Origin of the sequence: Bradyrhizobium oligotrophicum S58, from assembly GCF_000344805.1 — a bacterium.
Taxonomy (GTDB): domain Bacteria; phylum Pseudomonadota; class Alphaproteobacteria; order Rhizobiales; family Xanthobacteraceae; genus Bradyrhizobium; species Bradyrhizobium oligotrophicum.
On the sequence record NC_020453.1, the window covers coordinates 2,980,749 to 3,005,776 of the forward strand.

The 25,028-nt window shown below is 66.4% G+C and carries 26 protein-coding genes; 14 read left to right on the forward strand and 12 right to left on the reverse strand.

What is annotated here, in order from left to right; translation table 11 throughout:
- Positions 1-68: 68 nt before the first annotated feature.
- The 4 genes from S58_RS12895 to S58_RS12910 form a co-directional block, all read right to left on the reverse strand.
- Positions 69-455 (reverse strand): hypothetical protein, encoded by a 387-nt coding sequence (locus S58_RS12895; protein ID WP_042339357.1) that lies wholly within the window; start codon positions 453-455, stop codon positions 69-71.
- A gap of 216 nt (positions 456-671) precedes the next feature.
- Positions 672-1,157, reverse strand: a complete 486-nt coding sequence (locus S58_RS12900; protein ID WP_015665762.1) for a hypothetical protein — start codon at positions 1,155-1,157, stop codon at positions 672-674.
- 55 nt (positions 1,158-1,212) lie between these two features.
- Positions 1,213-1,653 (reverse strand): flagellar assembly peptidoglycan hydrolase FlgJ, encoded by a 441-nt coding sequence (gene flgJ, locus S58_RS12905; RefSeq protein ID WP_015665763.1) that lies wholly within the window; start codon positions 1,651-1,653, stop codon positions 1,213-1,215.
- Complete coding sequence (locus tag S58_RS12910; RefSeq protein ID WP_015665764.1) at positions 1,653-2,777, reverse strand: flagellar basal body P-ring protein FlgI; 1,125 nt, start codon at positions 2,775-2,777, stop codon at positions 1,653-1,655. The genes flgJ and S58_RS12910 overlap by 1 nt, the downstream gene beginning before the upstream one ends.
- 270 nt (positions 2,778-3,047) lie before the next feature.
- On the opposite strand from S58_RS12910, the gene S58_RS12915 reads away from it, so the two are divergent.
- A complete protein-coding gene (locus S58_RS12915) occupies positions 3,048-3,461 on the forward strand; it encodes a flagellar assembly protein FliX (RefSeq protein ID WP_015665765.1) in 414 nt (137 codons plus the stop codon).
- Between the two features lie 34 nt (positions 3,462-3,495).
- Here S58_RS12915 and S58_RS12920 read toward each other — a convergent pair whose 3' ends face one another.
- Entirely contained in the window at positions 3,496-3,870 is a 375-nt protein-coding gene (locus S58_RS12920) for a winged helix-turn-helix transcriptional regulator (RefSeq protein ID WP_015665766.1), read from the reverse strand.
- Positions 3,871-4,031: 161 nt separating this feature from the next.
- Between S58_RS12920 and S58_RS12925 the strand changes: the two genes are divergently transcribed.
- The 6 genes from S58_RS12925 to S58_RS12950 all read left to right on the forward strand — a co-directional run bounded on the left by S58_RS12925 (position 4,032) and on the right by S58_RS12950 (position 10,088).
- A complete protein-coding gene (locus S58_RS12925; protein ID WP_015665767.1) occupies positions 4,032-4,643 on the forward strand; it encodes an NAD(P)-dependent oxidoreductase in 612 nt (203 codons plus the stop codon).
- 220 nt (positions 4,644-4,863) lie between these two features.
- On the forward strand, positions 4,864-5,229 hold the full coding sequence (gene dksA, locus S58_RS12930; protein ID WP_015665768.1) for an RNA polymerase-binding protein DksA: 366 nt from the start codon (positions 4,864-4,866) through the stop codon (positions 5,227-5,229).
- Positions 5,230-5,514: 285 nt separating this feature from the next.
- Positions 5,515-7,584 (forward strand): sensor histidine kinase, encoded by a 2,070-nt coding sequence (locus S58_RS12935; RefSeq protein WP_244440756.1) that lies wholly within the window; start codon positions 5,515-5,517, stop codon positions 7,582-7,584.
- Positions 7,585-7,690: 106 nt separating this feature from the next.
- Positions 7,691-8,728, forward strand: coding sequence for an SDR family oxidoreductase (locus tag S58_RS12940; protein WP_015665770.1), 1,038 nt, complete (start codon positions 7,691-7,693; stop codon positions 8,726-8,728).
- A gap of 141 nt (positions 8,729-8,869) precedes the next feature.
- On the forward strand, positions 8,870-9,661 hold the full coding sequence (locus S58_RS12945) for a 2-keto-4-pentenoate hydratase (RefSeq protein ID WP_015665771.1): 792 nt from the start codon (positions 8,870-8,872) through the stop codon (positions 9,659-9,661).
- Between the two features lie 166 nt (positions 9,662-9,827).
- Positions 9,828-10,088 carry a hypothetical protein gene (locus tag S58_RS12950; RefSeq protein WP_015665772.1) on the forward strand — a complete coding sequence of 87 codons (261 nt, stop codon included), beginning with the start codon at positions 9,828-9,830 and terminating at the stop codon, positions 10,086-10,088.
- Between the two features lie 712 nt (positions 10,089-10,800).
- Here S58_RS12950 and flgH read toward each other — a convergent pair.
- The 4 genes from flgH to flgF are packed head-to-tail and all read right to left on the reverse strand — an operon-like array spanning position 10,801 to position 14,251.
- Positions 10,801-11,580 carry a flagellar basal body L-ring protein FlgH gene (flgH, locus tag S58_RS12955; protein WP_015665774.1) on the reverse strand — a complete coding sequence of 260 codons (780 nt, stop codon included), beginning with the start codon at positions 11,578-11,580 and terminating at the stop codon, positions 10,801-10,803.
- A gap of 5 nt (positions 11,581-11,585) precedes the next feature.
- Positions 11,586-12,650, reverse strand: a complete 1,065-nt coding sequence (gene flgA, locus S58_RS12960) for a flagellar basal body P-ring formation chaperone FlgA (protein WP_015665775.1) — start codon at positions 12,648-12,650, stop codon at positions 11,586-11,588.
- 20 nt (positions 12,651-12,670) lie between these two features.
- A complete protein-coding gene (flgG, locus tag S58_RS12965; protein ID WP_015665776.1) occupies positions 12,671-13,459 on the reverse strand; it encodes a flagellar basal-body rod protein FlgG in 789 nt (262 codons plus the stop codon).
- Positions 13,460-13,486: 27 nt separating this feature from the next.
- Positions 13,487-14,251, reverse strand: a complete 765-nt coding sequence (flgF, locus tag S58_RS12970; RefSeq protein WP_015665777.1) for a flagellar basal-body rod protein FlgF — start codon at positions 14,249-14,251, stop codon at positions 13,487-13,489.
- Between the two features lie 386 nt (positions 14,252-14,637).
- Between flgF and fliL the strand changes: the two genes are divergently transcribed.
- The 6 genes from fliL (at position 14,638) to S58_RS13000 (ending at position 21,876) form a co-directional block, all read left to right on the forward strand.
- Positions 14,638-15,132 (forward strand): flagellar basal body-associated protein FliL, encoded by a 495-nt coding sequence (fliL, locus tag S58_RS12975; RefSeq protein WP_015665778.1) that lies wholly within the window; start codon positions 14,638-14,640, stop codon positions 15,130-15,132.
- Positions 15,133-15,152: 20 nt separating this feature from the next.
- Positions 15,153-16,355 carry a flagellar motor switch protein FliM gene (fliM, locus tag S58_RS12980; protein ID WP_015665779.1) on the forward strand — a complete coding sequence of 401 codons (1,203 nt, stop codon included), beginning with the start codon at positions 15,153-15,155 and terminating at the stop codon, positions 16,353-16,355.
- The gene (locus S58_RS12985; protein WP_015665780.1) at positions 16,352-16,831 is read left to right on the forward strand and encodes a DUF6468 domain-containing protein; all 480 of its coding nucleotides are present in this window, start codon (positions 16,352-16,354) and stop codon (positions 16,829-16,831) included. Before fliM ends, S58_RS12985 begins: the two co-directional genes overlap by 4 nt.
- Positions 16,828-17,598 carry a MotE family protein gene (locus S58_RS12990; RefSeq protein ID WP_015665781.1) on the forward strand — a complete coding sequence of 257 codons (771 nt, stop codon included), beginning with the start codon at positions 16,828-16,830 and terminating at the stop codon, positions 17,596-17,598. Before S58_RS12985 ends, S58_RS12990 begins: the two co-directional genes overlap by 4 nt.
- Before the next feature lie 104 nt (positions 17,599-17,702).
- The gene (locus tag S58_RS38125) at positions 17,703-21,470 is read left to right on the forward strand and encodes a hypothetical protein (protein WP_015665782.1); all 3,768 of its coding nucleotides are present in this window, start codon (positions 17,703-17,705) and stop codon (positions 21,468-21,470) included.
- Between the two features lie 169 nt (positions 21,471-21,639).
- Positions 21,640-21,876 carry a hypothetical protein gene (locus S58_RS13000; RefSeq protein WP_015665783.1) on the forward strand — a complete coding sequence of 79 codons (237 nt, stop codon included), beginning with the start codon at positions 21,640-21,642 and terminating at the stop codon, positions 21,874-21,876.
- A gap of 50 nt (positions 21,877-21,926) precedes the next feature.
- Here S58_RS13000 and S58_RS13005 read toward each other — a convergent pair whose 3' ends face one another.
- A complete protein-coding gene (locus S58_RS13005) occupies positions 21,927-22,334 on the reverse strand; it encodes a MerR family transcriptional regulator (RefSeq protein WP_015665784.1) in 408 nt (135 codons plus the stop codon).
- A gap of 66 nt (positions 22,335-22,400) precedes the next feature.
- Between S58_RS13005 and S58_RS13010 the strand changes: the two genes are divergently transcribed.
- Positions 22,401-23,063 (forward strand): cation transporter, encoded by a 663-nt coding sequence (locus S58_RS13010; RefSeq protein WP_015665785.1) that lies wholly within the window; start codon positions 22,401-22,403, stop codon positions 23,061-23,063.
- A gap of 65 nt (positions 23,064-23,128) precedes the next feature.
- On the opposite strand, the gene fliP is transcribed toward S58_RS13010, so the two are convergent.
- Complete coding sequence (gene fliP / locus S58_RS13015) at positions 23,129-23,881, reverse strand: flagellar type III secretion system pore protein FliP (RefSeq protein WP_015665786.1); 753 nt, start codon at positions 23,879-23,881, stop codon at positions 23,129-23,131.
- Positions 23,878-24,942, reverse strand: coding sequence for a flagellar biosynthetic protein FliO (locus S58_RS13020; RefSeq protein ID WP_042339368.1), 1,065 nt, complete (start codon positions 24,940-24,942; stop codon positions 23,878-23,880). Before S58_RS13020 ends, fliP begins: the two co-directional genes overlap by 4 nt.
- Positions 24,943-25,028: the final 86 nt, after the last annotated feature.

Below are 25,028 nucleotides of genomic sequence, written 5' to 3' on the forward strand. Positions count from 1 at the left end.
ACACGACAACGCCGCCCGGGCAGGGCGGCTGCAGGCGGCAATGACCGATCAAGCCGGTCTGCAGGCTCTCAGGCGGTGCGGTCGGTCGCCATCACGCGCGGCGCATCTTCCTTCTGCAGATCCTTCTGCAGGTCGAGCGTGTTGAAGTAGGCGCGGCGGCGCAGCACCGCTTCATCCGGATATTGGGTGACGACCTGGTCGGTCTTGCGGTTGACGACCTGGAACACCAACGCGGCGGCAGCGCGATCGTAATAGGCCTGGTGCGATACCGACAGGTCGTTCGCGACTTTGGCCTGGACGTCGCTGCGCACGGGGATGCCGGCCTCGGCTGCCGTCACGGTCTGGCTCGGAGGAAGGTCCGTTGGAACAGCGTTCGCCACCGCCGGACTCGACGGTTGAATGAACGGAATGGGCGCTGGCGCCCCTACCGGTCTCACGCTGAAATCGGAACTCATGGCAGCCTCCTCATGGCCATCGAGTCAATTCCCAACCCATCCCACTTGCAACTATGCCGATCACCAATCAACGTTATGTTAGGAAATAGGATGAACGGCGCGTTGTGATTCGCGCCGGCGTTTTAAGCTTATCCGAGCGTTAAACGGCGGAAGCCGCGCGGCCCTTTTCGGGCGGCGCGGCTCGCGGACGATCGGGGAGGGCCCCGGGCGCTTGGTTTAGAGCGTCCGGCTGACGGCGAGCGGGGTCAGATGGCGGGCGCCCGGAGCGGCACGACGGCCGCCGGCCGTATAGGTGCTGGGGATGTTCTTGCGCTGAACCTCGGCGTTGACGCCGCGGACGACCTTTTCGGAGATCGCATGCGCGGTCGCCAGAACGGTGAGGTTGACCTGCAGCATCGCTCGGAACGTGTCGTGGTGGCGGTGCAGGGTGGCGAGCAGCTCCGGCGCGGCCTGCTTCATGAAAGTCTGGCTTGCCTTGAGGCGGCCGACGGTCGTGACGTAGTGGCGCGAGAGTTCGGTCTTTGTCGGGCCAAGCGCCATGCCTTCGCGCAGCTTGCCGGCGCGGACCAGTTCGGTCTCCTGCTCGATCACCGTGATCAGCTCGCTCATGACACTGACCATCTCGTCGGCGAGCGCGCGTGCCTCCGCGGCGCTGGCCGCGGCTGTATAGGTCGTCTTCTTCGCCTGGCCCTGTGCGGTCATCTCATCACTCCTTTCGGCGAGCAGGCACGTGCCTACGCGCTCGTCACGCGAACGTTTACGCTTTGCCGTTGCCGGCGCCGGAATTGCTGCCGGAATTGCTGCCGGAATTGCTGCCGGAATTGCTGCTGGAATTGCTGCTTTTGGCCTGCTGCATGATCAGCGTGCGGAAGACGTCGTCGGAGATGCCGACGCCGCCGGCCTTGGCGAAATTCTTCGAATATTGCTCGGTCAGCATCGAGCGCCAGACGCCGGTGCCCGGCGTGTCGCCGAACGGGCCTTCGCCCTTCACGCCGCTCATCATCTGCGAGAACATCGAGTTGAGGAACATGGCTTCGAAGTCGGTCGCCGTGGCCTTGGCCTTGGCCTGGGCCTTGGGCGAGACCTTGGTCAGGGCCTCGGCGAGATCGAGATCGGTGCGCGGCGCGGTCACTGCCGCCGCGCGCGGCATGCTGAGCGGAACGCGGCCGCTATAGGCGTCGATGAAGGACGAGGCCATTACATCACCTCGATGTCGGCTTCGATCGCGCCCGCGGCCTTGATCGCCTGCAGGATGCTGATCAGGTCGCGCGGCCCGATGCCGAGGCCGTTGAGGCCGTCGACCAGCTGCTGCAGCGACACGCCATCCTTGACCACGGCGAACTTCTTGCCGTCCTCCTGGACTCCCACGCTGGTGCGCGGCGTGACCACGGTGCGGCCGCGGGACAGCGGATTGGGCTGGCTGACCTGCGGGCTCTCGGAGATCGTCACGGTGAGGTTGCCCTGCGCCACGGCGACGGTGGCAACGCGAACGTCGCGGCCCATCACGATGATGCCGGAGCGTTCGTCGATGACGATCTTCGCGGCCAGATCAGGATCGACCTGCAACTGCTCGATCTCGGTCAGGAAGGCGACGACATTGCCCTTGAACTCCGGCGGGATGCTGAGCTGCACCGTCGACGGATCGATCGGCTCGGCGGTCTTGACGCCGAGGAAATCGTTGATGGCGGCGGCGATGCGCTTCGCCGTGGTGAAGTCGGCGTTACGCAGCGCCAGCCGCACGTTCGGCAGCCGGTTCAGCGCGAACTCGATCTCGCGCTCGATGATGGCGCCGTTGGCGATGCGGCCGACCGTCGGCACGCCGCGCACGATCTTGGCGGCCTCGCCCTCCGCCTGGAAGCCGGAGATCGCAAGCGAGCCCTGCGCCACCGCATAGACGTTGCCGTCGGCGCCGAGCAGCGGCGTGACCAGCAATGTGCCGCCCTGCAGATTCTTGGCGTCGCCAAGCGCGGACACGGTCACGTCCATGCGCGTGCCCTGGGTCGCGAATGGCGGCAGGTTGCCGGTGACCATCACGGCGGCGACGTTGCCGGTGCGGATGGTCGCGCCGCGGATGTTGACGCCCATGCGCTCGAGCATCGCCTGCAGCGACTGCTTGGTGAACGGGATGTTGTTGAGCGTGTCGCCGGTGCCGTTGAGGCCGACCACGAGGCCGTAGCCGATCAGCTGGTTCTGGCGGACGCCTTCGATATTGGCGAGATCCTTGATCCGCGAGGTCGCATTCGCAGACATGGCAGTCGATGCCAGCGCCAGCATGGCGGCGCAGGCGACCTGAAACAGGCGCGTTGAACGGACGCGTCGCATCGTATGCTCCCCTCGAACTCTTCAAGAGATCACTTGGCCACTCCCATGACCGCATGATCGACACTAACTATGCGAGGGCCGTGCCACGCCGATGCTTCGAGCTAACTCATTGAAAGAGTGTGAAATCAATCGGAGGCTTTGGCGCGATCCGGTGGTACTCCGGGGGAACGAAGCTGCCGGCCCGGCAGATTTTGCCGGGCCGTTTACGCACCGTTAACCACGACGCGGCCAATCTCCGGGCCAACACGCGAAAGCCTGCGGGAGCTACCGATGCGCATCTACGGACCGAACGGCACGACGCTGAACTCGTCCACGAGCTCCACGCGGAAGACCTCGTCCGGCGGCTTCAAGCTGCCTGACGTCGGCACCACGCAGGACACGCGCGCCACGCTCGCGCCGAAGCAGACGGCGAACATCGATGCGCTGCTGGCTTTGCAGGGCATCGAGGAGGAGCCTGCCGAGCGGCGCAAGCGCTCGGTCCAGCGCGGCAAGCGTGCGCTCGACGTGCTCGACGATCTCAAGCTCTCGCTGCTGTCCGGCAAGCTCGATACGACGATGGCGTTGCGGCTGCGCGACGCCGCGGCCGACCTGAAGCAGACCTCCGGCGATTCTCGGCTGGATGCGATCCTCTCCGAGATCGAGCTGCGCGTGGAGGTCGAGCTCGCCAAGGCCGGGCAGGGCTGAGACGGATCAGGAGCTGAGACGGATCGGGCGCGCTTCACGCCGCCTTCGACTGCTGCTGCGCGTCGTAGCGGCGCTGCGCCGCAGTGACTTCCTTCAGATGCTGCTCCGCCCAATCGCGCAGCGGGTCGACCGCGGCCGCCAAGGTCAGCCCGAGCGGCGTGATCGAATATTCGACCGTCACCGGAACGGTGGCGATCGCGCGGCGCCGCACCAGACCGTCGCGCTCGAGACTCTTCAACACTTGCGACAGCATCTTCTGCGAGATGCCTTCAATGGCGCGGCGCAACTGATTGAAGCGCAACGGATCGTTGCGCAGCAGGATCAGGATCAGCACGGCCCATTTGTCGCCGACGCGATCGAGGATCTGACGCGTGGGGCAGTCGGCGGCATAGACGTTGGCGGCTCTCATCGGTTACTCCGGCGTGACCAGGTGATCTCGAAGTGCGCTCTTAACACCAGCATTCGTTCAGCTATCTAGTCACTATCGGATACCAAGAGGAGCCCGTCCAGGGCTGTTCGTCCGACCGAACGATCTCGAACGAACTATCTCGAACCCCATGGAGTTGCAGCATGAAGATCGCAGTCGCCGGCGCGTCCGGCCGGGCCGGATCCCGCATTACCGCCGAGCTGGCCAGTCGCGGCCATCAGGTCACCGGGATCGCCCGTAATCCGGACAAGATCGAGAAGCACGCCAACGTCACCGCGGTGAAGGGCGATGCCAACGACCGCGCCGCGCTGGCCCGGCTCTGGGCCGGCCATGACGTTGCGATCAGCTCGATCCATTTCTCGGCCAGCGATGCCGAGACCCTGATCGGCGCCGCCAAGGATTCGGGCGTATCGCGTTACCTCGTGGTGGGCGGCGCCGGGTCGCTGGAGGTCGCGCCGGGCGTTCCGTTGGTGACGACTCCGGGCTTTCCGGCCGCCTACAAGGCCGAAGCGGAGAAGGGCGCGGCATTCCTCGCCCGTCTGCGCCAGGACAAGGAGCTCGACTGGACCTTCCTGTCGCCCTCGGCGATGATCGATTTCGGCGCCCGAACCGCCAAGTTCCGGCTCGGAACGGACCAGCTGCTGGTCGATCCCGACGGCAAGAGCTTCATCACGTTCGAGGACTTCGCGGTGGCGATGGCCGACGAAATCGAGCGTCCGGCGCACCGGCGGGCCCGTTTCACGGTCGGTTACTGAGGCGGCCCCGAGGCTCCCCGCCGGACCGGGCCAAATTTGCCTGTGCAACGGCGGGGCGCCCGTGTCGATGGAAATATTGTCTGTCACAAGAGGCCGCTATATAACGCGGCCGCGAACGGGCGTATTCCGTCCGCCGGTGCCGAAACCGGCGCCAGCACGTACAGATGGGCTGACCTTGGAAAAGTTGAAGAACTACAAACCTTCCGAAAAAGAGCCTTTCATGAACGAACGCCAGCGCGAGTACTTTCGCGCCAAGCTGCTGGCATGGAAGGAGGAGATTCTGCGCGAATCGAAGCTCACCCTGCAGGCTCTGCAGGAGGAGAACGTGAACCATCCCGACCTCGCCGATCGCGCGTCGTCGGAAACCGACCGCGCGATCGAGCTTCGCGCCCGTGACCGCCAGCGCAAGCTGATCTCCAAGATCGACGCGGCGCTCCAGCGCATCGAGGACAATAGCTACGGCTATTGCGAGGAGACCGGCGAGCCGATTTCGCTGAAGCGCCTCGAAGCCCGTCCGATCGCCACGCTGTCGGTGGAGGCGCAGGAACGGCACGAGAAGCGTGAAAAGGTCTATCGCGACGAATAGGTCGCGACGCGGACCCGACTGAGCGAGGATTGCGGCCGCCTGCCGGATGCGGCCGCAGGATCTCATCACGACTGCCAGCCGAGACGGCGCAGCTGCCCGTCTTCGGCGAGAGCGTGGCAACGGCGTCGCCAGCGCCCGGCGGATCCCGACCGGAGTCTGCGCGTACCGGCGTTCGCGCGTTTGTCTTCGAACCTCGGGAACTTTTTCCCGCCTGCGGAATTGATTGGGGTTCCATCTCGGAACACGCCGCGGGGGATCATGCGCGAGCCGGAAATACCAAGGGGCGTGTTCGCCACCTTGCAACGCTCCTATGGCGTTCTCAGCATCAAGGGACGGCTGTTGCTGCTGGCGGGCATTCTGTTCCTGCCCTGTGTCGGGCTGATCGCCTACGTGATTGCCTCGATGGCGCAGTCGGCCGACGACTCGATCCGCCGGGGGCTGTCCTATGCAGCGCAGACGATCTCCGGCGCCGTCGATGCCGAGTTGCGGCGCTACATCGTGCTGGCCGAGGTGTTGGCGAAGTCGCCTGATCTCAGCGCGGCGGATCTCACCGCCTTCGAGGCGGAAGCGCATCGCGTCGGCGTCGTCAGCGGCGAAGGCTGGATCATCGTGTCCGATGCCGACGGCCGCCTGCTGCTGAATACCGTGGCCACGCCGGGCAAGCCGCTCGGTGAGCGCACCCCGGAAGGCCGGCGCTCGCAGGAGCTTGCGTTCCAGTCGGGACGGCCTTCGATCTCAGACATCTTCACCGGTCCCAGCTCTGGCGAGTGGGTGGCGACCGTGGACGTTCCCATCTTCAAGGACGGCAAGCCGTTCCGCTGCCTGTCGATTGCCATGCCCGCCGCCAACTACACGCGGCTCCTGGCGCAGCAGCAGCTGCCGGCCGACTGGCTGGTCGGCATCATCGACGGCCAGGGCCGATATATCTCGCGCATCCCGAAAAACGCGACCACCACGGGGCAACCGGCATCGGCGGGCTGGCGGGCAAACGCCAAGGTGGCGGGCGTCTCGGAGTTTCCGTCGATCGAAGGCGATCGGGTCATCAACGCCAATGCGCATCCCCAGCTGAGCGCCTGGACGGTCGGCGTCGGCATCAAGCAGGCGGCCTTTGCCCAGGCGATCTCCTCGACCGTCAAGACCGCCACCATCGCGGCGACGACGATCTGCGGACTAGCTCTGCTGCTCGCGGCCGCGATCGGCACCAGCATTGCACGGCCGCTCGGCCGCATCGCGGTCAGGAGCTCCATTCCCGGCGAGGCCGAGCCATCCGATCCGCCGGAGGTGCGGGCGCTGAACGCGCGGCTTGCGGCGGCTGCTGAGGCCCAGGCGGAGAGCGCGCGTATCCTTCAGGACAATTTCAGGCTTCTCGCCAAGGCGCGGGACGACGCCTCGCGCAGCGCCGAGCAGCTCAAGCTCGCGGCCAAATACGGCCGGCTCGGGACCTTCATCTGGGACGGCAAGTCCGGCGCCAGCCATTGGTCCGACGAGATCGAGGAGCTGTACGGTCTCGAGCCCGGCAGCTTCCCCGGCCGGTATCAGGATTGGCTGGCGCTCGTTCATCCCGAGGACCAGGCGCATGCCGACAGGGACAACAAGCAGGCGCTGGTCACGGGCGAACTGAAGTCGGAATGGCGGGTGCCGCTGCCGGATGGCAGCATCCGCTGGATCGAGGCGCGCGCCCGCATGTTGCATGACGAGGGCGGCAGCGACCTGCAGATGATCGGCGTCAACATCGATGTCACCGCGGCGAAGGAGGCTGACCGCAAGCGGGAGCTGCTGGTTCACGAACTCGCCCATCGCGTCAAGAACAGCCTCGCCGTGGTACAGTCACTCGCCCATCAGCTGCTGCCGCGGCACGACGCGAAGGTCCGCGACTTCATATCTCGGCTGCATGCGCTGGCCACGGTGCACACGAGCCTTGCGGAGAACGACTGGCAGGGCGCCGACCTCGCTGCGCTCATCGCCAGCCAGGTGGCGCCATTCGCCAGCGCGCCGGATCAGCTCGCGGTCAGCGGTCCCACCATCCTGGTCCCCGTCGAGCTGACCACGCAGCTTGCGCTGGTGATCCACGAGATGGCCTGCAACGCCAGCAAATATGGCGCGCTCACCACCCCGAGCGGCCATATCGACGTCAGCTGGTCGCGCGGCCCGGACGTTCTGCTCGTTCGTTGGCAGGAGAGCGGTGGGCCGCCGGCACGCGAGCCGCCGGTGGTCGGCTTCGGCAGCCGCCTGCTGACCCGCACGGTCAGGCATCTGCAGCGCAGCTTCGACGAGCGTGGACTGACCTGCCAGTTCGAGCTGCCCTGGCTCGAGGTGTCGAGCGAGACCAGCGTCGTCGCGGTCGACGCCACTTGATCGGCTCTGCCGTCTGCGGGCGCCGATCGGTCCAGGCCGACATCGCTCCGCCATGGCGCGCTGTCAAAGGTTGGCGGGTGGGGCGAGAGCAGGGAAGGCAGCCGCGATGAGCAACGTTCTGGTCACCGGCGGCTCCGGCTTCATCGGGACACATGCGATCCTGCAACTGCTGGCCGCGGGGCACCGCGTCCGCGCGACCTTGCGCAGCCTCGAGCGGCAAAGCGAGGTGCTGGCGATGCTGGCACGCGGCGGCGCGACCGACACCGGGCCGTTGTCGTTCCATGCCGCCGACCTGACCCGGGATGACGGCTGGGCGGAGGCCGCAGCCGGCTGCGACCATGTTCTCCACATCGCCTCGCCGGTGCCGGCTCACGAGCCGAAGGACGAGGACGAGCTGATCGTGCCGGCGCGCGAAGGCACGCTGCGGGTGCTGCGGGCGGCGCGCGACGCCGGCGCCAGCCGTGTGGTGGTCACCTCGTCCTTTGCCGCGATCGGCTATGGCCATGGGGGACGCCGCCGGCCATTCGACGAGACCGACTGGAGCCATCTCGATGCCCCGGGTGTGCATCCCTATACGAAGTCCAAGACCCTGGCCGAGCGTGCTGCCTGGGACTTCATCGCCCGTGAGGGGGGCGCGCTGGAGCTTGCGACCGTCAACCCCGTCGCCGTGCTCGGCCCGGTCTTGGGGCCGGACTTCTCGACTTCGATCGCCATGGTCCAGGCGCTGCTGTCCGGGCGGGCTCCGGCCGTGCCGCGGATCAACTTCGGCCTGGTCGACGTGCGCGACGTTGCCGACCTGCATCTGCGGGCGATGACGGCCCCGGCCGCCAAGGGCGAGCGCTTCCTGGCCATGGCAGGCCCGAGTGTCTCGCTTTTTGAGATCGCGCGGGTCCTGCGCGCGCGGATGGGCGTTGCCGGACGGCGCGTGCCACGGCATGAGCTGCCTGATTGGCTGGCACGCGTGCTCGGCCTGGCGGTGCCGCAGCTGCGCGCCGTGCGGCCGCTGCTTGGGCGCTATTGCGAGGCGAGCGCCGACAAGGCGCGGCGTCTGCTCGGCTGGACTCCGCGCTCCAACGAGGACGCAATCGTCGCCACTGCGGAAAGCCTGCTCGAACTCGGTCTCGTGAAGCGTGAGGTCGGTTGAGGCGCCGCTTGCGCCGCGGCCGCACAGTCTCAAATTATCGATGAAGCTGAGATGGGAGCCCAAATCTCGTTTATAAACAAATCGTTCACCATAAATCCTGCGACGCCGGTTCGGGCCGCGGGCCAGAGGAGTTCAAGGGACATGGGAGCAGACGACATCTTCGCCGCTGCGCAACTGATTGTGCAGGCCCGCAAGCAACGGGCGCCATTGGGTGCCCTGCCGCCTCAGCTTCAGCCGAAGGATGAAGCTGCCGGCTACGAGATCCAGCGTGAAGTGCGTTGGCTGCTCGCCGAACAGGCGGGTGACTTCGCCGGCTACAAGATCGGTTGCACCAGCAAGGTGATGCAGGACTATCTTGGCATTCCGCATCCCTGTTCCGGCGGAGTGTTCACGTCCGGCATTCACGAATCGGGTGTCACACTGCGCACCGCCGACTTCGTCCGCGTGGGCGTCGAATGCGAGATCGCCGTGCGGCTCAAGCACGACCTGCAGCCGCTGGATGCGCCGTTCACCATGGAACGCGTCGTCGAGGCGATCGGCGATTGTCATGCGGCGATCGAGATCGTCGACGACCGCTATGTGCAATGGGAGACGCTGGGGGCGCCGACGCTCGTCGCCGACGATTTCTTTGCTGCCGGCTGCGTGCTCGGCCCGGCACTCCCACGCGCGGACGTCGCGGATTTGGCCGCGGTGCGGGGCCGCGCCATCGTCAACGGCGCCTTGGTCGGCGAGGGCACGGGTGCGGATGTGCTGGGACATCCGGTCCATGCGCTGGCCTGGCTCGCCAACCATCTTGCCGCCGGTGGTGACGGGCTCGAGGCCGGGCAGCTCGTCCTGACCGGCAGCCTGGTCAAGACGATATGGCTTGGCGCGGGCGACCGGGTGCGGATGGAGCTGGATGGCCTCGGGGTGGTCGAGGCGGCGTTCGTGTGATGCTGCTGGTTCCCCGCAAGTCCGACCACTATCCAGCCGCTGTACCGGCCTGCCGCTTGAGATCATCTGGTGGACGGCTGAACGAAATAGGAACAAACCCGCCCGCCACGAGCATGTCTCACGTATCCGTTCACGCCGGCTTATATTGAGGCCAAGGAGACGGCTCATGAGCGATCTGGAAAGCATCTGCCTCGAACGGTCCGTCGTCGTCGCTGTGGCACGCCGGGCGGAGCGGGAGGGTCTTTCAGTCGAAGACTACGTCATGCGCGTCCTGCTGCGTGAGATGGAGCTCGATCTCGGCGACAAGACCTTTCTGTCCTACGATGCGGTGGGGGCGGGTTCCGCTTTCGTGCTTGACCGCGAAGAGGGAGAGAGCGACGAGACTTACGAGGCGCGGAGAGCCACGCTCGGAATGCTATTCTCCTGAGAGATGAGGGCAGGTGATTAGGTCCGATGTAATTTCCCGTTCAGGGAGATGCGAGGGCCCGGGCCGTTCGCTCATATCGCGTTGGTTCTCGGTATCGGTAGGGCAAGAGGCCGGGCTTTTGCCATCGTAGCCTACACCAGCACGCATTTGCTGATCGATGAGGCGCGCGCCCTCGCGCTGGGCAGAAAAAGCCCTTCATTGTGGATGTCAGTCGCATCGCGCGGTTGCCAATGACAGCCGATTATTTCCCGGACCTGCACAATGGAGCTGTTTCGAATTTCGGTCAGGACCCTGCCATGGCCGCGAAAGTCACGCTGAGGATTCGTGAGCTGATCGCGAATGGATTCGAGGTCATGCCTGTCGACCTCACGTCGAAAGAGTAGCTGTTTCGGGCTGAGGGGTATCGCGCAAACGAACACGGCCTCCGGCAGGGGAGCTACCGGAGGCCGCGTATACATCACCCGCTGCGCCTAGGTTCGCATTGGGCAATGTGGGAGCTCGTTTTCAGGAGAAGGGTGGCGGCTGCGAGGGTCATGGCGCCATGACCCGTATCGCGCTCTGCCATCCTTGCCCGACCCTCTCCGCGCGGGGAGGGATTTTGTCGTGGTCTCTTCCGTCCTCGTTCCAGAATGCCGGCCAGCGACGCGGTCGACGGCGGCGGTTGCATGTGCGACCGGGCGTGATTGGGTCCGCCCGGTCCGCGGTGCTGGCCTCAGAATGGCAGCAGGATGTCCATCACCTGCTGGCCGTAGCGCGGCTGCTGGATGTCCGTGATCTGGCCGCGGCCGCCATAGGAGATGCGGGCCTGGGCGATCTTGGTGGAGTCGATGGTGTTGTCGCTCTGGATGTCCTCGGGCCGGACGATGCCGGCCACGATCAGCTCGCGGATCTCGTAATTGACCCGGATCTCCTGCTTGCCCTCGACCACGAGATTGCCGTTTGGCAGCACCTGGGTCACGACCGCGGCGACGCTGGTGGTCAGCGTTTCCGAGCGCTGGATCGAGCCCTTGCCGTCGGAGGACGAGGTGCCGTCGGCGGTCAGGATACGGCCGGGCAGAATATTCTTGCCGGTGGCGCCCAGCGTCTTCGAGCCGACGAAGTCGGTGATGCCCGAATCCTCTTTGTTGGTGCGGCTGCGCTGGGTCTCGTTGGCGATGTTGGCCTTGTCGGAGATGCTGACCGTGACGGTCAGGAGGTCGCCGACCTGATGCGCGCGCTGGTCCTTGAAGAACGCGCGCGAGCCGTTGCGCCACAGCGAGTTCGGCGCGTAGGACACCGCTTCCGGCTTCGGCATCGGCATCTGCACCGGCTTGTAGCCCGGCTGCGTGGTCGGGTTGTCGATCTCCGTCAGCTTCGGCTTCTCGCCGATCTGGCTGAGACGGTCGATCGAGGAGCAGCCGCCTGCGAAGCTCAGCACGGCGAAGGACACCGAGACCAGCGCGACCCGCCGCAGGCCGGAAGAGTTGTGCGCATCATACTTGAACATCGACATGAAACTTACTCGGCTTTCGTGGTGGCGGAGGCGGGCAGGCGGCTGGCGACGGCGACGGGGGCTGCGATCTCCGCCTCCGAGCTCTGCTGAGGCTTGGCGACGGTGATGTCGACCGAGACCTGGCCACGTCCGGTGACGCGGCCGGTGATCGTGCGCTTGGACTGCAGGTTGAGCACGCTGACGACGTCGCCGTCGGTGCCGGCTTCCAGCGCCTTGCCGCGCGTGGTCAGATAGATGCCGGCGGTCTGGTAGATCAGCGTGACGGTCTGGTCGCGCTGCACGAGGTCCGGCTTGGCGAGGTCGGTGGCTTTCAGGGCCTGGCCGGCGCGGATCGGGCGGCGCATCTGCATGCCCACCGCGAACTCCCGCGAGGCGGGCTCGGCGCCGCCGAGCTCGGCGCGGGCGCGGCGCTCGATCTGCAGGTCGGCGGCGCGGATCATCTCGTTGCGATCGATGTTGCGGGTCAGGACCAGGGCCTCGACCATCTCGATTGCGGTGCCGGTGTAGCGCAGCTTGGTCGGGCTCGCCCCATTGGCATGGCCGAGCTCGAAAGTGACGTCGAAGCGGCCGCTGCGCGGATCGAGGCGAACGCTGGTCGGCGCCAGCGTGCCGCTGGTCGACGCGTCGAACTTCAGGTCCTGGACGGGCTGGTCGAAGCTGACGCTGAGATTGGCGGCATCGCCGAGCCCGTTGCGGTGCTCGAGCGCCTGGGCCACGGCGGTGCCGACCTCCTTGGCGTCGATGGCGCGGGCGAGCCGGGTCACCGCGACCTCCTTGATGTCGCGGACGTCGACGCCGATGACCTGGTGGCTGCGCAAGGTTGCGATCACCTGCGCGGCCGGCAGCACGCCGGTGGTGCCGAGATCGGGCGCACGGTAGACGGCGACGCTCGCCGCGACGCCGGCATTCTCGATCAGGTCGCCGACGCGGACGATGTCGCCGCTGACGTTGACGGATGCGCGCAGCACGGGAGCCTTGATCTGGTCGTCGGCCTCGCCGGCGAGCGCCGACAGCGCGGTCGAAGCGAGCAGGGCGGCAGCGAGAAGGAAGGGACGGGTGCGGGTCATCATGGTGATCTCCAGCTCGAACCTCAGCGGAACAGCGCGGTGGTCGATTGCAGCATCTGATCGGCGGCGGAGATGACCTTGGCGTTCATCTCATAGGCACGCTGGGCTGCGATCAGCTCGCTCATCTCGCTGACGACGTCGACATTGGCCTGCTCCAGGCTGCCCTGGGTGATGCTGCCGAGACCGTCCTGGTTGGCGACGCCGTCCTGCGGCGGTCCGGAGGAGGGCGTGTCGGTGAACTGGTTGTTGCCGACCGGCTGCAGTCCGGCCTTGTTGATGAAACGGGTGACCTGGAGCTGGCCGATGATGTTCGAGGTGGTCGAGCCCGGCAGCGTCACCGAGACCTGGCCCTGGGCGTTGACGGTGATGCCCGAGGCGTTCTGCGGGATCGTGATGGTCGGCTGCACCGGGTTGCCCTGCGCGGTGACGATGCGGCCCTGATTGTCCATCTGGAAGGTGCCGTCGCGGGTGTACTGGAAGGTGCCGTCGGGCATCAGCACCTTGAAGAAGCCTTCGCCCGTGATCGAGAGATCGAGGTCGTTGCCGGTCTGCGACAGCGTGCCCTGCGTCATCGAGCGCGGCGTGCCGACGGTCTTGACGCCGCCGCCGATGTCGATGCCGACGGGCAGGATCGTGCCCTGGTCCGAGGACTGTGCGCCGACCCGGCGCTGGTGATCGTAGATCAGGTCCTGGAACGCCACCGTCTGCTTCTTGAAGCCGGTGGTGCGGAGGTTGGCGATGTTGTTGGAGATCACCTGAACGTTGAGTTCCTGTGCCGCCATTCCGGTCGCAGCGGTGTGAAGCGCCTGCATGTCACGTCTCCTTCAAGTCTGTCGCGGTCAGGCCGGAACGTCGGCGAGCTTCTCGATCGCGTTCTTGCGCAGGTCGCTCTGGACCTGCAGCATGTTGGCGACCTGGGTGTAGGCACGCATCACTTCGACCATCTTGCTCATCTCGCCGACCGCGCTGACGTTCGACTTCTCGATGTAGCCCTGCTGCACGGTCGACTTGGTGTCCTGCTGCGGCGTGGCGCCGCCGACGGCGGCGAAGAGGTTGTTGCCCTGCTTCTGTGCGGCTTGCGGATCGGCGAAGTTGACGATGCGCAGCTTGCCGCGGATCGAGTCGGTGCGGTTGATGCCCTCGACCACGGTGACGGTGCCGTCGGGCGAGATGTTGATGTCGTGGTCGGTCGGCTGAAACACGATCGGACCGCCGGTGCCGAGCACCGGATCGCCGGCGGCGGTGACGAGCTGGCCGATGTTGTTCATGTGCAGGTTGCCGTCGCGGGTGTAGCGCTCGCCGCCGGCGGTCTGCACCGCCAGGAAGCCGTCGCCGGCGATGCTGACGTCCAGCGCGTTGCCGGTGTGCTGCATCGAGCCCTGCGAGAAGTCGCGATAGGTGCCGCGGTCCTGCACGTAGGAGACCTGGCGGCCGGCTGCCGGAAAATTGTCCTCATGCGCGCCGGAGGAGAGATACTCCTCGAACAGCTGCTGATCGGCCTTGAAGCCGTTGGTGTTGACGTTGGCGACGTTGTTGGCAACGACGTCGAGTTGCCGCTCCAGCACCATCTGCCGCGACAATCCGATGAGAAGCGCATTCTCCACCGGTCGATCTCCCCTTTTAACGAATCCCGTTCGCGGCACCTCTCCCAAGGCGGTCTCGATCGGGTCTTCCAAGAACCGTTCAGCTCTCCCAAGCCGGCGGGTTCACAAGGGGTACAGCGAAAGCCGTGCCAACTCGAAATTGCTTGTGGGATCAATGATCTGGGTTTGAGGCGCGGGTTGAAAGGCCCGGCAATAACGTCTCGTCAACCATAATTGCCCGGCAAGTTTTTCCCACCGCCCCGGCAAAAGAAAGCTTCCGTTAACCATTGTTACCGTAGCGTTCACTCTACGAAGCGCAGATGCGCTGGGAGCGTTGGTTTCGCGTCATTGAGCTTTCTGGCGGCATCGGTTGAAGACCCGCGATTTTCCTTTGGGGACCGAAGGCCATGGCTGAGAATGAAGGCGGAGCAGGCGAAGGCGAGGAGCAAGCAGGCTCGCCGAAGAGCAAGCTCAAGCTGATCATCATGATCGTCGGTGCGCTGGCGCTGCTCGGCGTCGGGGGCGCGGCCTATTTCTTCTTCTTCAGCCACAAGAACGACGAGCATCACGCCGAGGCGGCGCCGGCACCGAAGCCGCCGGCCTTCGTCGAGGTGCCGGACCTCCTGGTCAACCTGGTCGGCAATCCCGGTGACCGCGTCCAGTATCTCAAGATCAAGATCGTGCTCGAAGTGAAGGAGGAGAAGCAGGTCGAGACGATCAAGCCGACACTTCCGCGCGTCACCGACATCTTCCAGACGTATCTGCGCGAGCTCCGGCCGAGCGACCTCAACGGCTCTGCGGGCCTGTTCCGGTTGAAGGAGGAGCTCACCAAGCGGGTCAACGTCGCGCTGGCGCCCAACCAGGTCAACGCGGTGTTGTTCAAGGAAATCGTGGTCCAGTAAGGTTACGGAAGTCAGAGATCATGGCGGGCAACGATCAAGTCGACCAAGATGCGATAGCCGCGCAATGGGAAGCCTCGCTCGATTCGGAGGATCCCACGGAGGCCGCGGAAGCCGCAGCAGCAAATGAGCTCACCGAATCGATGGCCCTGCAATGGGCCGCGATGGTCGAGGACGGCAGCCGCGATTTCGGCGCCACCAAGAACGGCGGCGAGCGGGTGCTGTCGCAGGAGGAGATCGACAATCTCCTCGGCTTCACCGCGGGCGAGGTCAATCTCGACGACCATTCCGGCATCCGGGCGATCATCGATTCGGCGATGGTCTCCTACGAGCGTCTGCCGATGCTCGAAATCGTCTTCGACCGCCTGGTGCGGCTGATGACGACGAGCCTGCGCAACTTCACCTCCGACAACGTCGAGGTCACGCTCGACCGCATCACGTCGGTGCGGTTCGGCGACTACATGAATTCCATTCCGCTGCCGGCGGTGCTCTCGGTCTTCAAGGCCGAGGAGTGGGAGAATTTCGGCCTCGCCACCGTCGATTCCACCCTGATCTATTCGATCATCGACGTGCTGCTGGGCGGCCGGCGCGGCACCAGCCAGATGCGCGTCGAGGGCCGGCCCTACACGACGATCGAGACCAACCTGGTGAAGCGGCTGATCGAGGTCGTGCTGGCTGATGCCGAGCAGGCGTTCCGGCCGCTGTCCCCGGTCACCTTCACCATCGACCGGCTCGAGACCAATCCGCGTTTCGCCGCGATCAGCCGCCCGGCCAATGCGGCGATCCTGGTGAAGCTGCGCATCGACATGGAAGATCGCGGCGGCAATGTCGAATTGCTGCTGCCCTATGCGACGATCGAGCCGATCCGCCCGGTCCTGTTGCAGATGTTCATGGGTGAGAAGTTCGGCCGCGATCCCGTCTGGGAAGGCCACTTCGCCACCGAGATCGCGCAGGCCGAGATCGCCGTCGACGCCGTGCTCTACGAGGCCGACGTTCCGTTGAAGCAGCTGATGAAGCTGAAGGTCGGCGACACCCTGCCGCTCGACATCCGTCCCGATGCGCTGATCGCGGTCCGCTGCGGCAGCACCATGCTGACGGAAGGGCGGATGGGCCGCGTCGGCGACCGCGTCGCGATCCGTGTCACCAAGAATTTGCGCAAGCCGAATACGACGCTTGCGATGTTCGAAGGCGCCGAAGGCCAGAACAAGTTGATGGAGGCCCAATGAACCACTCACTCGGATTGATCATCGAAAGCCTGGTGGCGGTCCTGCTGGTGCTGACCATCGGCTATTGCATGCTGCTCAACGCGAGGCTGAAGCGGCTGAAGGCGGACGAGCATTCGCTGAAGGCGGTGATCGCGGAGCTGATCACCGCGACCGAGATCGCCGAGCGTGCGATCGGCGGCCTCAAGCTGGCGGTGCGCGACGTCAACGACAATCTCGGCAATCAGCTCGCGGCTGCGACGCAGATGTCGGATCAGCTGCGGAAGCAGCTCGCCGAGAGCGACGGCGTGGTGCGCCGGCTGTCGCGGATCGCCAGCGCCGCGCGTCCCATCACCTCTCCTGAAGCCGCGCCCGAGCCGGCGGCTGCGCCGGTGCCGGCGATCACGGCCGAGCCGGTCCGCGTCTCCGGCGCCAAGGCGGTTGCCGCCGCGGCCCAGGCATTTTCTGAACGTCGAAGGACTGGTGGCCTTGCTGCATGAATGCGTTCCGTAACATCCGCGTTATTCCCGTCGTCCTGATCGCGGTGGCCTGCCTCGCGGTCCTGAAGGTGGCTGGCCTCGTGATCGATGGCGGCTACGTGTTCGACTACGACCCGCAAGCCCCCAAGCGGTCCTGGGCCCAGGAGAACCTTGGCTATCCCGGCCGCGAGGACAATGACATCGTCACCGGCTCCACCCACGGCGCGCCGAAGGAGAAGAAGGAAGAGGCGCCCAAGCCCGCCGCTCCGGACACCAAGCCCGATGGCGTCGTGATCAAGCCGGAGGAGAACCAGCAGCAGGTGTCGCCGGCGGAGAAGGCGATCCTGGAGCGGCTGCAGTCGCGCCGCCAGGAGCTCGACGCGCGCGCCCGCGAGATCGACATCCGCGAGAGTCTGCTGCGCGCCGCCGAGCAGCGCATCCAGTCCAAGACCGAAGAGATGAAGGCGATCGAGGGCCGTATCTCCGGCGCGCAGGCCGCCAAGACCGAGGCCGACAACGCCCGCTTCAAGAGCATCGTCACGATGTACGAAGGCATGAAGCCGAAGGACGCCGCCAAGGTGTTCGACCGGCTCGACATGTCGGTGCTGCTCGAGATCGCCTCGCAGATCGCCCCGCGCAAGATGTCGGACATTCTCGGCCTGATGACGCCGGAGGCCGCCGAGCGGCTCACGGTCGAGCTCGCGCGCCGGGCCGGCGCCGACAGGCCGGAGGCGAGCGCCGAACTGCCGAAGATCGAAGGCAAGATCGTGCCTGTGAAAAGCAATTGAACCGCATGTTTAATGCGCCCTTAAACGCCGACTCCTAGACTTCCGGCGTGGCGGGGCAGGCGTATCCGTCAAGTCAACGGATATCGAACTGGAAGCTTGTGACCATGTCGCGCACGACTCCCACGAGATTGCGGTCGCAGGCCCGCGCGCGCATCCGCGCCGGCCTTGCGCTGGTGTCGGCGATCCTGATCGGACTGATGCTGTCGACGGTCGCGGCCGGCGCCGCGCCGGTGCCGGGCGAGGCCAGCCTTTCCGCCGCAAACGGCTATGCAAGGCTGGTGCTGAAGTTCTCCGAGGATGTCGGAGCCGACGTCGTCACCGCCGGCTCGATCCTGCTGATCAGGTTCGACCGTCCCGCCAACGTGCTGATCGATCGCTGGGTCGATGCCGCGCCCGACTACATCTCCTCGGCGCGCGGCGATCCCGACGGCTCGGCGCTGCGGCTGTCGCTGTCGCGCAAGGTCCGCGTCAACACCATGACCGCCGGCGAGCGCGTGTTCATCGACCTGTTGCCGGACAGCTGGACCGGTCCGCCGCCGCCGCTGCCGGCCGAGGTCGTGCGCGAGCTCGCCGAGCGCGCTCGGGTCGCCGAGCGGGCGCTGCGGCTGCAGCGCGCCGAGGCGGAATCGAAGAAGCGGCCGCCGATCCGCGTGCGCGCCCTGGTGCAGCCGACCTTCGTGCGCTTCGTTTTCGAGATTCCCGACGGCGTCGGCATTTCCTCGGTGCTCAACGACCAGAAGCTGTCGCTGTTCTTCACCGCGCCGCTGTCGTTCGATCTCGCCGACGCCAAGATCGTGGCGCCGCCCAACGTGGCCGCGATCAACCAGCGCATCGACGGCAGCAAGACCGTGGTCGAGATCGGCATGATCGGGGAGGTCGATGTCCACGCCTTCCGCGAGGAGAAGAACTACAACATCGACGTCGCCTATGCGCAGCCGGACAAGAAGGTGGCCGCGGTCAGCTCGGACACGCTGCCGGGCGCCAAGGCGGCGGCTGCCGAGAAAGCCAACGGCGACAAGTCCAATGGCGAGAAACCGAAGCCTGCGGCGCAGCCCGAGATCGTGCAGCCGACCTCCGAGACCATCGCCAAGGAGATGAAGGCGGAGGCCAAGCCCGCGCCGGCGATTGCAGCGCCAGCGACGGAGCCGGCGCAGCCTGCTGCGGCAGCCACGCCGGCGCCCGCAGTGAAGGCCGAAACTGCTAAGGAAGCTCCGAAGGAAGCTGCCAAGGAAGCCGTCAAGTCCGAGGCGCCGCAGACCGAGGCTGCAAAGCCCGAAGCGCCGAAGATGGAAGCGGTCCAGGCGGAGATGACCAAGCCCGAGGCTGTGAAACCGGAGGCTGCGAAATCTGAACCTGCCAAACCTGAACCCGCCAAGGCTGCGGAGAAATCGGCCGAGAAGCCTGCCGATGCTGCCACGCTGGAGGCACTGCGCGACAGCGAGGGCCTGCGGCTGACCTTCGGCTTCGGCCAGGTCACGCCGGCGGCGCTGTTCCGCCGCGGCGACACGGTGTGGATGGTGTTCGATTCGACGAAGCCCGTCGATGTCGAGCCGATCCGCGCCAAGGGCGGGGCCATCATCGGCGAGGTCAACAGGATGCCGCTCGACAAGGGCCAGGCGATCCGCCTCCGCCTCAACCGGCCGCAGATGCATTCGCTCGGCAGCGACGATGGCGGCCGCAGCTGGACGCTGTCATTCGCGGACAAGGGGCAGACGAACCAGCAGCCGCTGATGGTGATGCGCAACGTCACCGATCCCGCGCTCGCCAATGTCGTGGTGCCGCTCGCCAATCCCGGTGCCGGTTTGCTGCACCGGCTGACCGATCCCGATGCCGGCGATACGCTGCTGGTGGTGACGGCGCCGCCGCCGATCCGCGGCTTCATCAAGCGTCAGGATTTCGTCGACCTGTCGCTGCTCGATTCCATCCACGGCATCGCGGTGCGTCCGAACTCCGAGGATATCGCCGTCGAGATCGCGCCCGACAAGGTGATCCTGGGGCGGCCGGGCGGGCTGACCCTGTCCTCGATCGGCTTCTCGCCGGAGCGGGCGCCGGCCGCCGTGCGGCCGATGTTCGACGTCGACGAGTGGCAGCAGAACCAGACGCTGCCCTTCGTGCCGCGCGAGGACATGCTGATCAAGGCGGCGGCGAGCGCCGAGCCCGAGCGGCGGGCCCAGGCACGCCTGGCGCTGGCGCGGTTCTACATGGCGCGCGCGATGTATCCGGAAGCGCGCGGCGTCACCAATCTGATGATCTCCGACAGCGATCCGCGCACCGACGAGACCGCGATGCTGATGATCCACGCGGTCGCCAGCATCCTGATGGGCCGACCGGATCAGGGCCTGAAGGATCTCGGCAACGCCTCGATCGGCAACAATTTCGACTCGCAGATGTGGAAGGGCCTGGCCTATGCGCGCCAGGGCAAGTTTGCCGATGCGCGCGAGAAGCTGAAGAACGTCGAGTTCGCGATCGCCTCGCTGCCGCTCGACCTGCAGCGCGTCGTCATCGCCGACGCGATGAAGTCGGCGCTCGAGATCAAGGATTTTGCCGGCGCCGCCAAGCGCCGCGCCGAGCTCGACGTGATCGGCGTGCCACCCGACATGAAGCCCGACGTGGCCGTGCTGCGCGGCCGGCTGGGTGAAGCGATGGCGCAGGAAAAGGATGCGCTCGACGAGTATCGCCTCGCCATCAATTCCGACGACCGCCCGGCCGCAGCCGAAGCCAAGCTGTTCGAGATCAAGCTGTTGCAGAAGCGCGGCGAGATCAAGCCGGCCGATGCGCTGAAGGACCTGGAGACGCTGCAGGCGATCTGGCGCGGTGACGCCGTCGAGGTCCAGACCCTGCAGATGATGTCGCAGCTCTACGAGGAGGCCGGGCGCTACGCGGATTCGCTGGAAGCCGCGCGCCTGGCGACCCGCCTGATGCCCAACTCCGACATGGCCCGCCAGGCCCAGGATGCCGCCTCGCGCCTGTTCTCGCAGCTGTTCCTGAACGGCAAAGCCGACGAGCTGCCGCCGGTCGATGCGCTCAGCATCTTCTACGGCTTTCGCGAGCTGACCCCGATCGGCCGCCGCGGCGACGAGATGATCCGCAAGCTCGCCGATCGCCTGGTCGGCATCGATCTGCTCGACCAGGCCGCCGAGCTCCTGCAGTACCAGGTCGACCACCGCCTCGAAGGCGCGGCGCGCGCCCAGGTCGCCGCGCGCCTCGCCATGGTCTATCTCACCAACCGCAAGCCGGACCGTGCCATCGAGGCACTGCGCACCACCCGCATCGCCGATCTCTCGGGCGAGCTGCGTCAGCAGCGGCTGCTGCTGGAGGCGCGTGCCAACAGCGACATCGGGCGCTATGACCTCGGGCTCGACATCATCTCCAATATCGGCGGCCGCGAGGCGATCCGGCTGCGCTCCGACATCTACTGGGCGTCGCGGCGCTGGCGCGAGGCGTCCGAACAGATCGAGCTGTACTACGGCGACCGCTGGCGCGATTTCCGCCCGCTCAATCCGGCCGAGCGCGGCGACATCCTGCGTGCCGTCGTCGGCTACGCGCTGGCGGACGACGCGATCGGTCTCTCCCGGTTCCGCGAAAAATATGCGCCGCTGATGACCGGGGAGGCCGACAAGATCGCGTTCGACGTCGCGAGCAAGCCGGCCAGCGGCTCCAGCGCCGAATTCGCCCAGATCGCCAAGATGGCAGCCAGCGTCGACACGCTCGACGGCTTCCTGCGCGACATGCGCGCGCGCTTCCCCGATGCCACCGGCAAGGGACCGGACGCCGGCAAGGACGCGGCCAAGGATGCTGGCAAGGCCCCGTCGGAGGCGACCGGCACCTTGCCCCGCATCCAGGGCGTCAAGCAGGCGATCGCGGGCCGCTGATCACCGCCGCGGCGCGTGTCACGCGCGCGCATGCTGCGGCCAATGCTCGCGATACTCTCGACAGCTGCAGCTGAACGCGGCACCTTGCGCGGAATCAAGGCGCGCGGCCGCCGAACCGGCTTGATCCCTGGTGCACGAACCAGCGCGCAGAGCCGCAGGACGCGATTCCATGACCAAGCCGACCAAGACAGAGGCCGAACTCATCGCGATGGCCAAGGCCGAGCTGAAGGCACATGCCGACTGTCCTGACGGGATGGCGATCTCGGTGCTGCGCTGGGGCACCAAATGGGAGTTCCGCGCCAAGGCCGATCCCGGCACGGCAACACGCCCCGGCTATCCCGAATGCGTCGCCCTGCTGGTGCAGATCGGCGACCATCTGAGCAAGCAGTACGACGTCGCGGGGTGAGCTGTTCGGACTCCGTCCGAAGCGCGTAGATCAGCAATTGCCTTGTTCCTTCAGTCAGGGCTGTGCGGCGCAAGCGCTTCGATGATGCGGCAGTCGGCAACGGTGCCGTGCTTGCAGCGCCCTATGACATCGGCAAGCTCGTCACGCAGCGCCACGAGGTCTGCGATCTTGCGTTCGATCTCTGCCAGGTGTTGGCCCGCGATGACGTCAACCGCTTCGCACGAGCGGTCGCGCTGATCGGCGAGGTCCAGCAGGTCGCGGACCTGGTCGATGGAGAAGCCCAAATCGCGGGCACGCCGAATGAAGCTCAGTCGCCCGAGTTGGTCGTTGTCATAGGCGCGGTAGTTGCCCTCGGTTCTCGGCGGAATCGGTAGCAGACCGATCCGCTCATAGTACCGGACCGTCTCCACCTTGGTGCCGGTCCGCTTCGCGAGGTCTCCGATGGTCAGTCGTGACATGGCTTGACCCTGTAGTGGCTACAGGGTCCATATAGGACGTCGCATCATCTTGTAAGAGGCGACGATATGGCCGGTTGCCATGACGACTGCTGCTCCTCTTCCACTCCAAGGGAGCTGGACAGCCCCCGCTGGCGTCGCGCGCTCTGGATTGCGTTGGCCATCAACGGGGCGATGTTTTTGGCCGAGATCGCAGCAGGCGTGGCGGCCGGATCGGCCTCGCTGCAGGCGGACGCAATCGACTTCCTCGGTGATACGGCCAACTATGCGATCAGCCTCGGAGTGGCGGGACTCGCGCTGACCTGGCGAGCGCGCGCCGCCCTTCTGAAGGGCTGGTCGCTCGTCCTGCTCGGCGTCCTCGTCCTTGCCTCCGCTGTCTGGCACGCAATTGCGGGCACCCTTCCGGAGGCGAAGACGATGGGGATCGTCGGCATGCTCGCTCTTGTCGCCAATGCAGGCGTGGCCCTCATGCTCTATCGATTCCGCGTCGGCGAGGCGAATATGCGGTCGGTCTGGATCTGCTCCCGGAACGATGCGATCGGCAACCTCGCCGTACTCGCGGCCGCAGCCGGTGTGTTCGGCACCGGCACGGCCTGGCCGGATCTCATTGTCGCGGCGATCATGGCCGCGCTTGGTTTGAGCGGCGGCTGGCACATCATACAGCGAGCTCGCATGGAGTTACGCGGCTCCTCCGCATCGCGTCCCATCGCAAGCCCAATCCGGGCGAACTGATCGAGGGCAGGTGTCAATGGGAGGTCGCGAACCGACCGCCTCTCGCTCATCATGAGAGGTGAAACCTACCCGCCGTAGCTCTGCACCAGGCTGCCGGCCACCAGCGACCAGCCGTCGACCAGCACGAAGAAGATCAGCTTGAACGGCAGCGACACCACCACGGGCGGCAGCATCATCATGCCCATCGACATCAAGACCGAGGCGACCACGAGGTCGATGATCAGGAACGGCAGGAACAACAGGAAGCCGATCTCGAAGGCGCGCTTGAGCTCGGAGATCATGAAGGCCGGCACCAGGATACGCAGCGACAGTTCGTCGGGCGTTGCCGGGGGCGCCTCGCCGGACAGGTCCATGAACAGCTTCAGGTCCTTCTCGCGCACGTTCTTCTGCATGAAGCCGCGCAGCGGCACCGAGGCGCGCTGCAGCGCGTCCTCGACGCCGATCTGGTTCTCGATCAGTGGCCGGACGCCGTCGTCATAGGATTTCTGCAGCACCGGACCCATCACGAAGGCGGTCAGGAACATCGCCAGCGCGATGATGACGGAGTTGGGCGGCGCGGTCGCCGTGCCCATCGCGGTGCGCAGCAGCGACAGCACGACCACGATCCGCGTGAACGACGTCATCATGATCAGGATCGACGGCGCGATCGACAGCACCGTGAGCAGCGCGATCAGCTGGACCGCGCGCTCGGTGACGCCGCCATTGCTCGGCCCGAGATTGATGCTGATGTCCTGCGCAGCCGCGCTCCCCGCCAGTGAACCGGCGGCAATCAGGACAGCGATGAAGACAACTCTACGCGGAAAGAACTGCGATCTCACTGCGAGGACTTCGGACGTCCGAGCAGCGAGGCCATCTCGTCCTCCAGATTCTCGAAGCTCGTCTTCGCTGGCGTGGCTTGCGACGGTATCGGCTCGCCGCGGGCAGGGCGCAGGGCTGCGGGGCCACCCGCAGGCGCAGCAGCCGGATCGGCCGACGGGCGCCGCAGCGCCGCCTCGAGCCGTTGCGCCATCTCCGCCAGATTGGCTTCGGCGCTCTGATCCGCCGGCTGTGGCGGCGGCGCCGGGGGCGGCGGAGGCATCTGGGCAACCGGCGGCAGCGGCGGCGCGGCCACGCGTTCGGCGCGCTCGACACGTTCCGCCCGTTCCGCGGCGCGCACTGGCGGCAGCCGAGGGCCTTCCGGCGGGCGCGGCGCTTCGGCCTGGCGCTGCGGCTCGGCCGGCCGCAGCGGGCGCGGCATCGCCGGCTCGCCCCGCGCCACCCGCTCGGGACGTGGCTCCAGGCGCGACTCGTCGCCGCTACGCGATTCGCCCCGCAGGTCGCCACGCGCATCCTGGCGCGGGTCGGCGCGGCGCGGCGGAAGCGGCGGTTCGGGCGGGAAGGCGGGCGGCGGCTCGCGCCGCTCGGCTGCAGCCGGCGCGGTCCGCCGGACCTCGTCGATGAATGACGGGCGCAGCGGGCGGGACGGCAGTTCCGGAATCTGCGGTTCGGAATGTTCGGCCGCGTCGCTCTTCGACTCGTTCTCGCTCCAGGACGGCGTCTCGGGCAGCGGCGCGATGCGGGCTGCCGGCGGTTCGGCATTGATCCCCGGCCGCTGCGGCAACTGCTCGCGCGCCGGCATCGCGCGCACGATGTTCGATTCGACCACGATGTCGGTCGGGCCGCCGATCATCAGGAGATGCTCGATGTTGTCACGACGCACCAGCACGAGACGGCGGCGGCCGTCGACGGCCGCGGCATCGATCACGGCGAGCCGGGGCATGCGGCCGCGATTCGGATTGGTGCCGAGGCGATTGCCGGCGAACCGGCGAACCAGCCATGCGGCAAGGCCCATCAGTGCCAGTACGGCAAGAAAAGCAAAGAAGAACGTCAGCGCCTGCATCTCTGTCCCCGGCAAATACCGCGTCCTTTCGAAGTCTCTCCTCTGTCCGACGCGACAGCGTCAGTGAACGAGGCCCTCAGAACCGG

Excerpts from the sequence above, each read along its gene's own strand:
- S58_RS12990 (WP_015665781.1), top strand. The coding sequence starts at position 16,828 with ATGAATGCGTTCCGTAACATCCGCGTTATTCCCGTCGTCCTGATCGCG.
- flgH (WP_015665774.1), bottom strand. The coding sequence starts at position 11,580 with ATGTCGATGTTCAAGTATGATGCGCACAACTCTTCCGGCCTGCGGCGG.
- S58_RS12985 (WP_015665780.1), top strand. The coding sequence starts at position 16,352 with ATGAACCACTCACTCGGATTGATCATCGAAAGCCTGGTGGCGGTCCTG.
- fliM (WP_015665779.1), top strand. The coding sequence starts at position 15,153 with ATGGCGGGCAACGATCAAGTCGACCAAGATGCGATAGCCGCGCAATGG.
- fliL (WP_015665778.1), top strand. The coding sequence starts at position 14,638 with ATGGCTGAGAATGAAGGCGGAGCAGGCGAAGGCGAGGAGCAAGCAGGC.
- S58_RS13000 (WP_015665783.1), top strand. The coding sequence starts at position 21,640 with ATGACCAAGCCGACCAAGACAGAGGCCGAACTCATCGCGATGGCCAAG.
- flgA (WP_015665775.1), bottom strand. The coding sequence starts at position 12,650 with ATGATGACCCGCACCCGTCCCTTCCTTCTCGCTGCCGCCCTGCTCGCT.
- S58_RS12915 (WP_015665765.1), top strand. The coding sequence starts at position 3,048 with ATGCGCATCTACGGACCGAACGGCACGACGCTGAACTCGTCCACGAGC.
- S58_RS13020 (WP_042339368.1), bottom strand. The coding sequence starts at position 24,942 with ATGCAGGCGCTGACGTTCTTCTTTGCTTTTCTTGCCGTACTGGCACTG.
- S58_RS38125 (WP_015665782.1), top strand. The coding sequence starts at position 17,703 with ATGTCGCGCACGACTCCCACGAGATTGCGGTCGCAGGCCCGCGCGCGC.
- S58_RS12920 (WP_015665766.1), bottom strand. The coding sequence starts at position 3,870 with ATGAGAGCCGCCAACGTCTATGCCGCCGACTGCCCCACGCGTCAGATC.
- flgJ (WP_015665763.1), bottom strand. The coding sequence starts at position 1,653 with ATGGCCTCGTCCTTCATCGACGCCTATAGCGGCCGCGTTCCGCTCAGC.
- S58_RS12895 (WP_042339357.1), bottom strand. The coding sequence starts at position 455 with ATGAGTTCCGATTTCAGCGTGAGACCGGTAGGGGCGCCAGCGCCCATT.
- S58_RS12900 (WP_015665762.1), bottom strand. The coding sequence starts at position 1,157 with ATGACCGCACAGGGCCAGGCGAAGAAGACGACCTATACAGCCGCGGCC.
- S58_RS12910 (WP_015665764.1), bottom strand. The coding sequence starts at position 2,777 with ATGCGACGCGTCCGTTCAACGCGCCTGTTTCAGGTCGCCTGCGCCGCC.
- S58_RS12945 (WP_015665771.1), top strand. The coding sequence starts at position 8,870 with ATGGGAGCAGACGACATCTTCGCCGCTGCGCAACTGATTGTGCAGGCC.
- flgG (WP_015665776.1), bottom strand. The coding sequence starts at position 13,459 with ATGCAGGCGCTTCACACCGCTGCGACCGGAATGGCGGCACAGGAACTC.
- dksA (WP_015665768.1), top strand. The coding sequence starts at position 4,864 with ATGAACGAACGCCAGCGCGAGTACTTTCGCGCCAAGCTGCTGGCATGG.
- S58_RS13005 (WP_015665784.1), bottom strand. The coding sequence starts at position 22,334 with ATGTCACGACTGACCATCGGAGACCTCGCGAAGCGGACCGGCACCAAG.
- S58_RS12925 (WP_015665767.1), top strand. The coding sequence starts at position 4,032 with ATGAAGATCGCAGTCGCCGGCGCGTCCGGCCGGGCCGGATCCCGCATT.
- S58_RS12950 (WP_015665772.1), top strand. The coding sequence starts at position 9,828 with ATGAGCGATCTGGAAAGCATCTGCCTCGAACGGTCCGTCGTCGTCGCT.
- S58_RS13010 (WP_015665785.1), top strand. The coding sequence starts at position 22,401 with ATGGCCGGTTGCCATGACGACTGCTGCTCCTCTTCCACTCCAAGGGAG.
- S58_RS12940 (WP_015665770.1), top strand. The coding sequence starts at position 7,691 with ATGAGCAACGTTCTGGTCACCGGCGGCTCCGGCTTCATCGGGACACAT.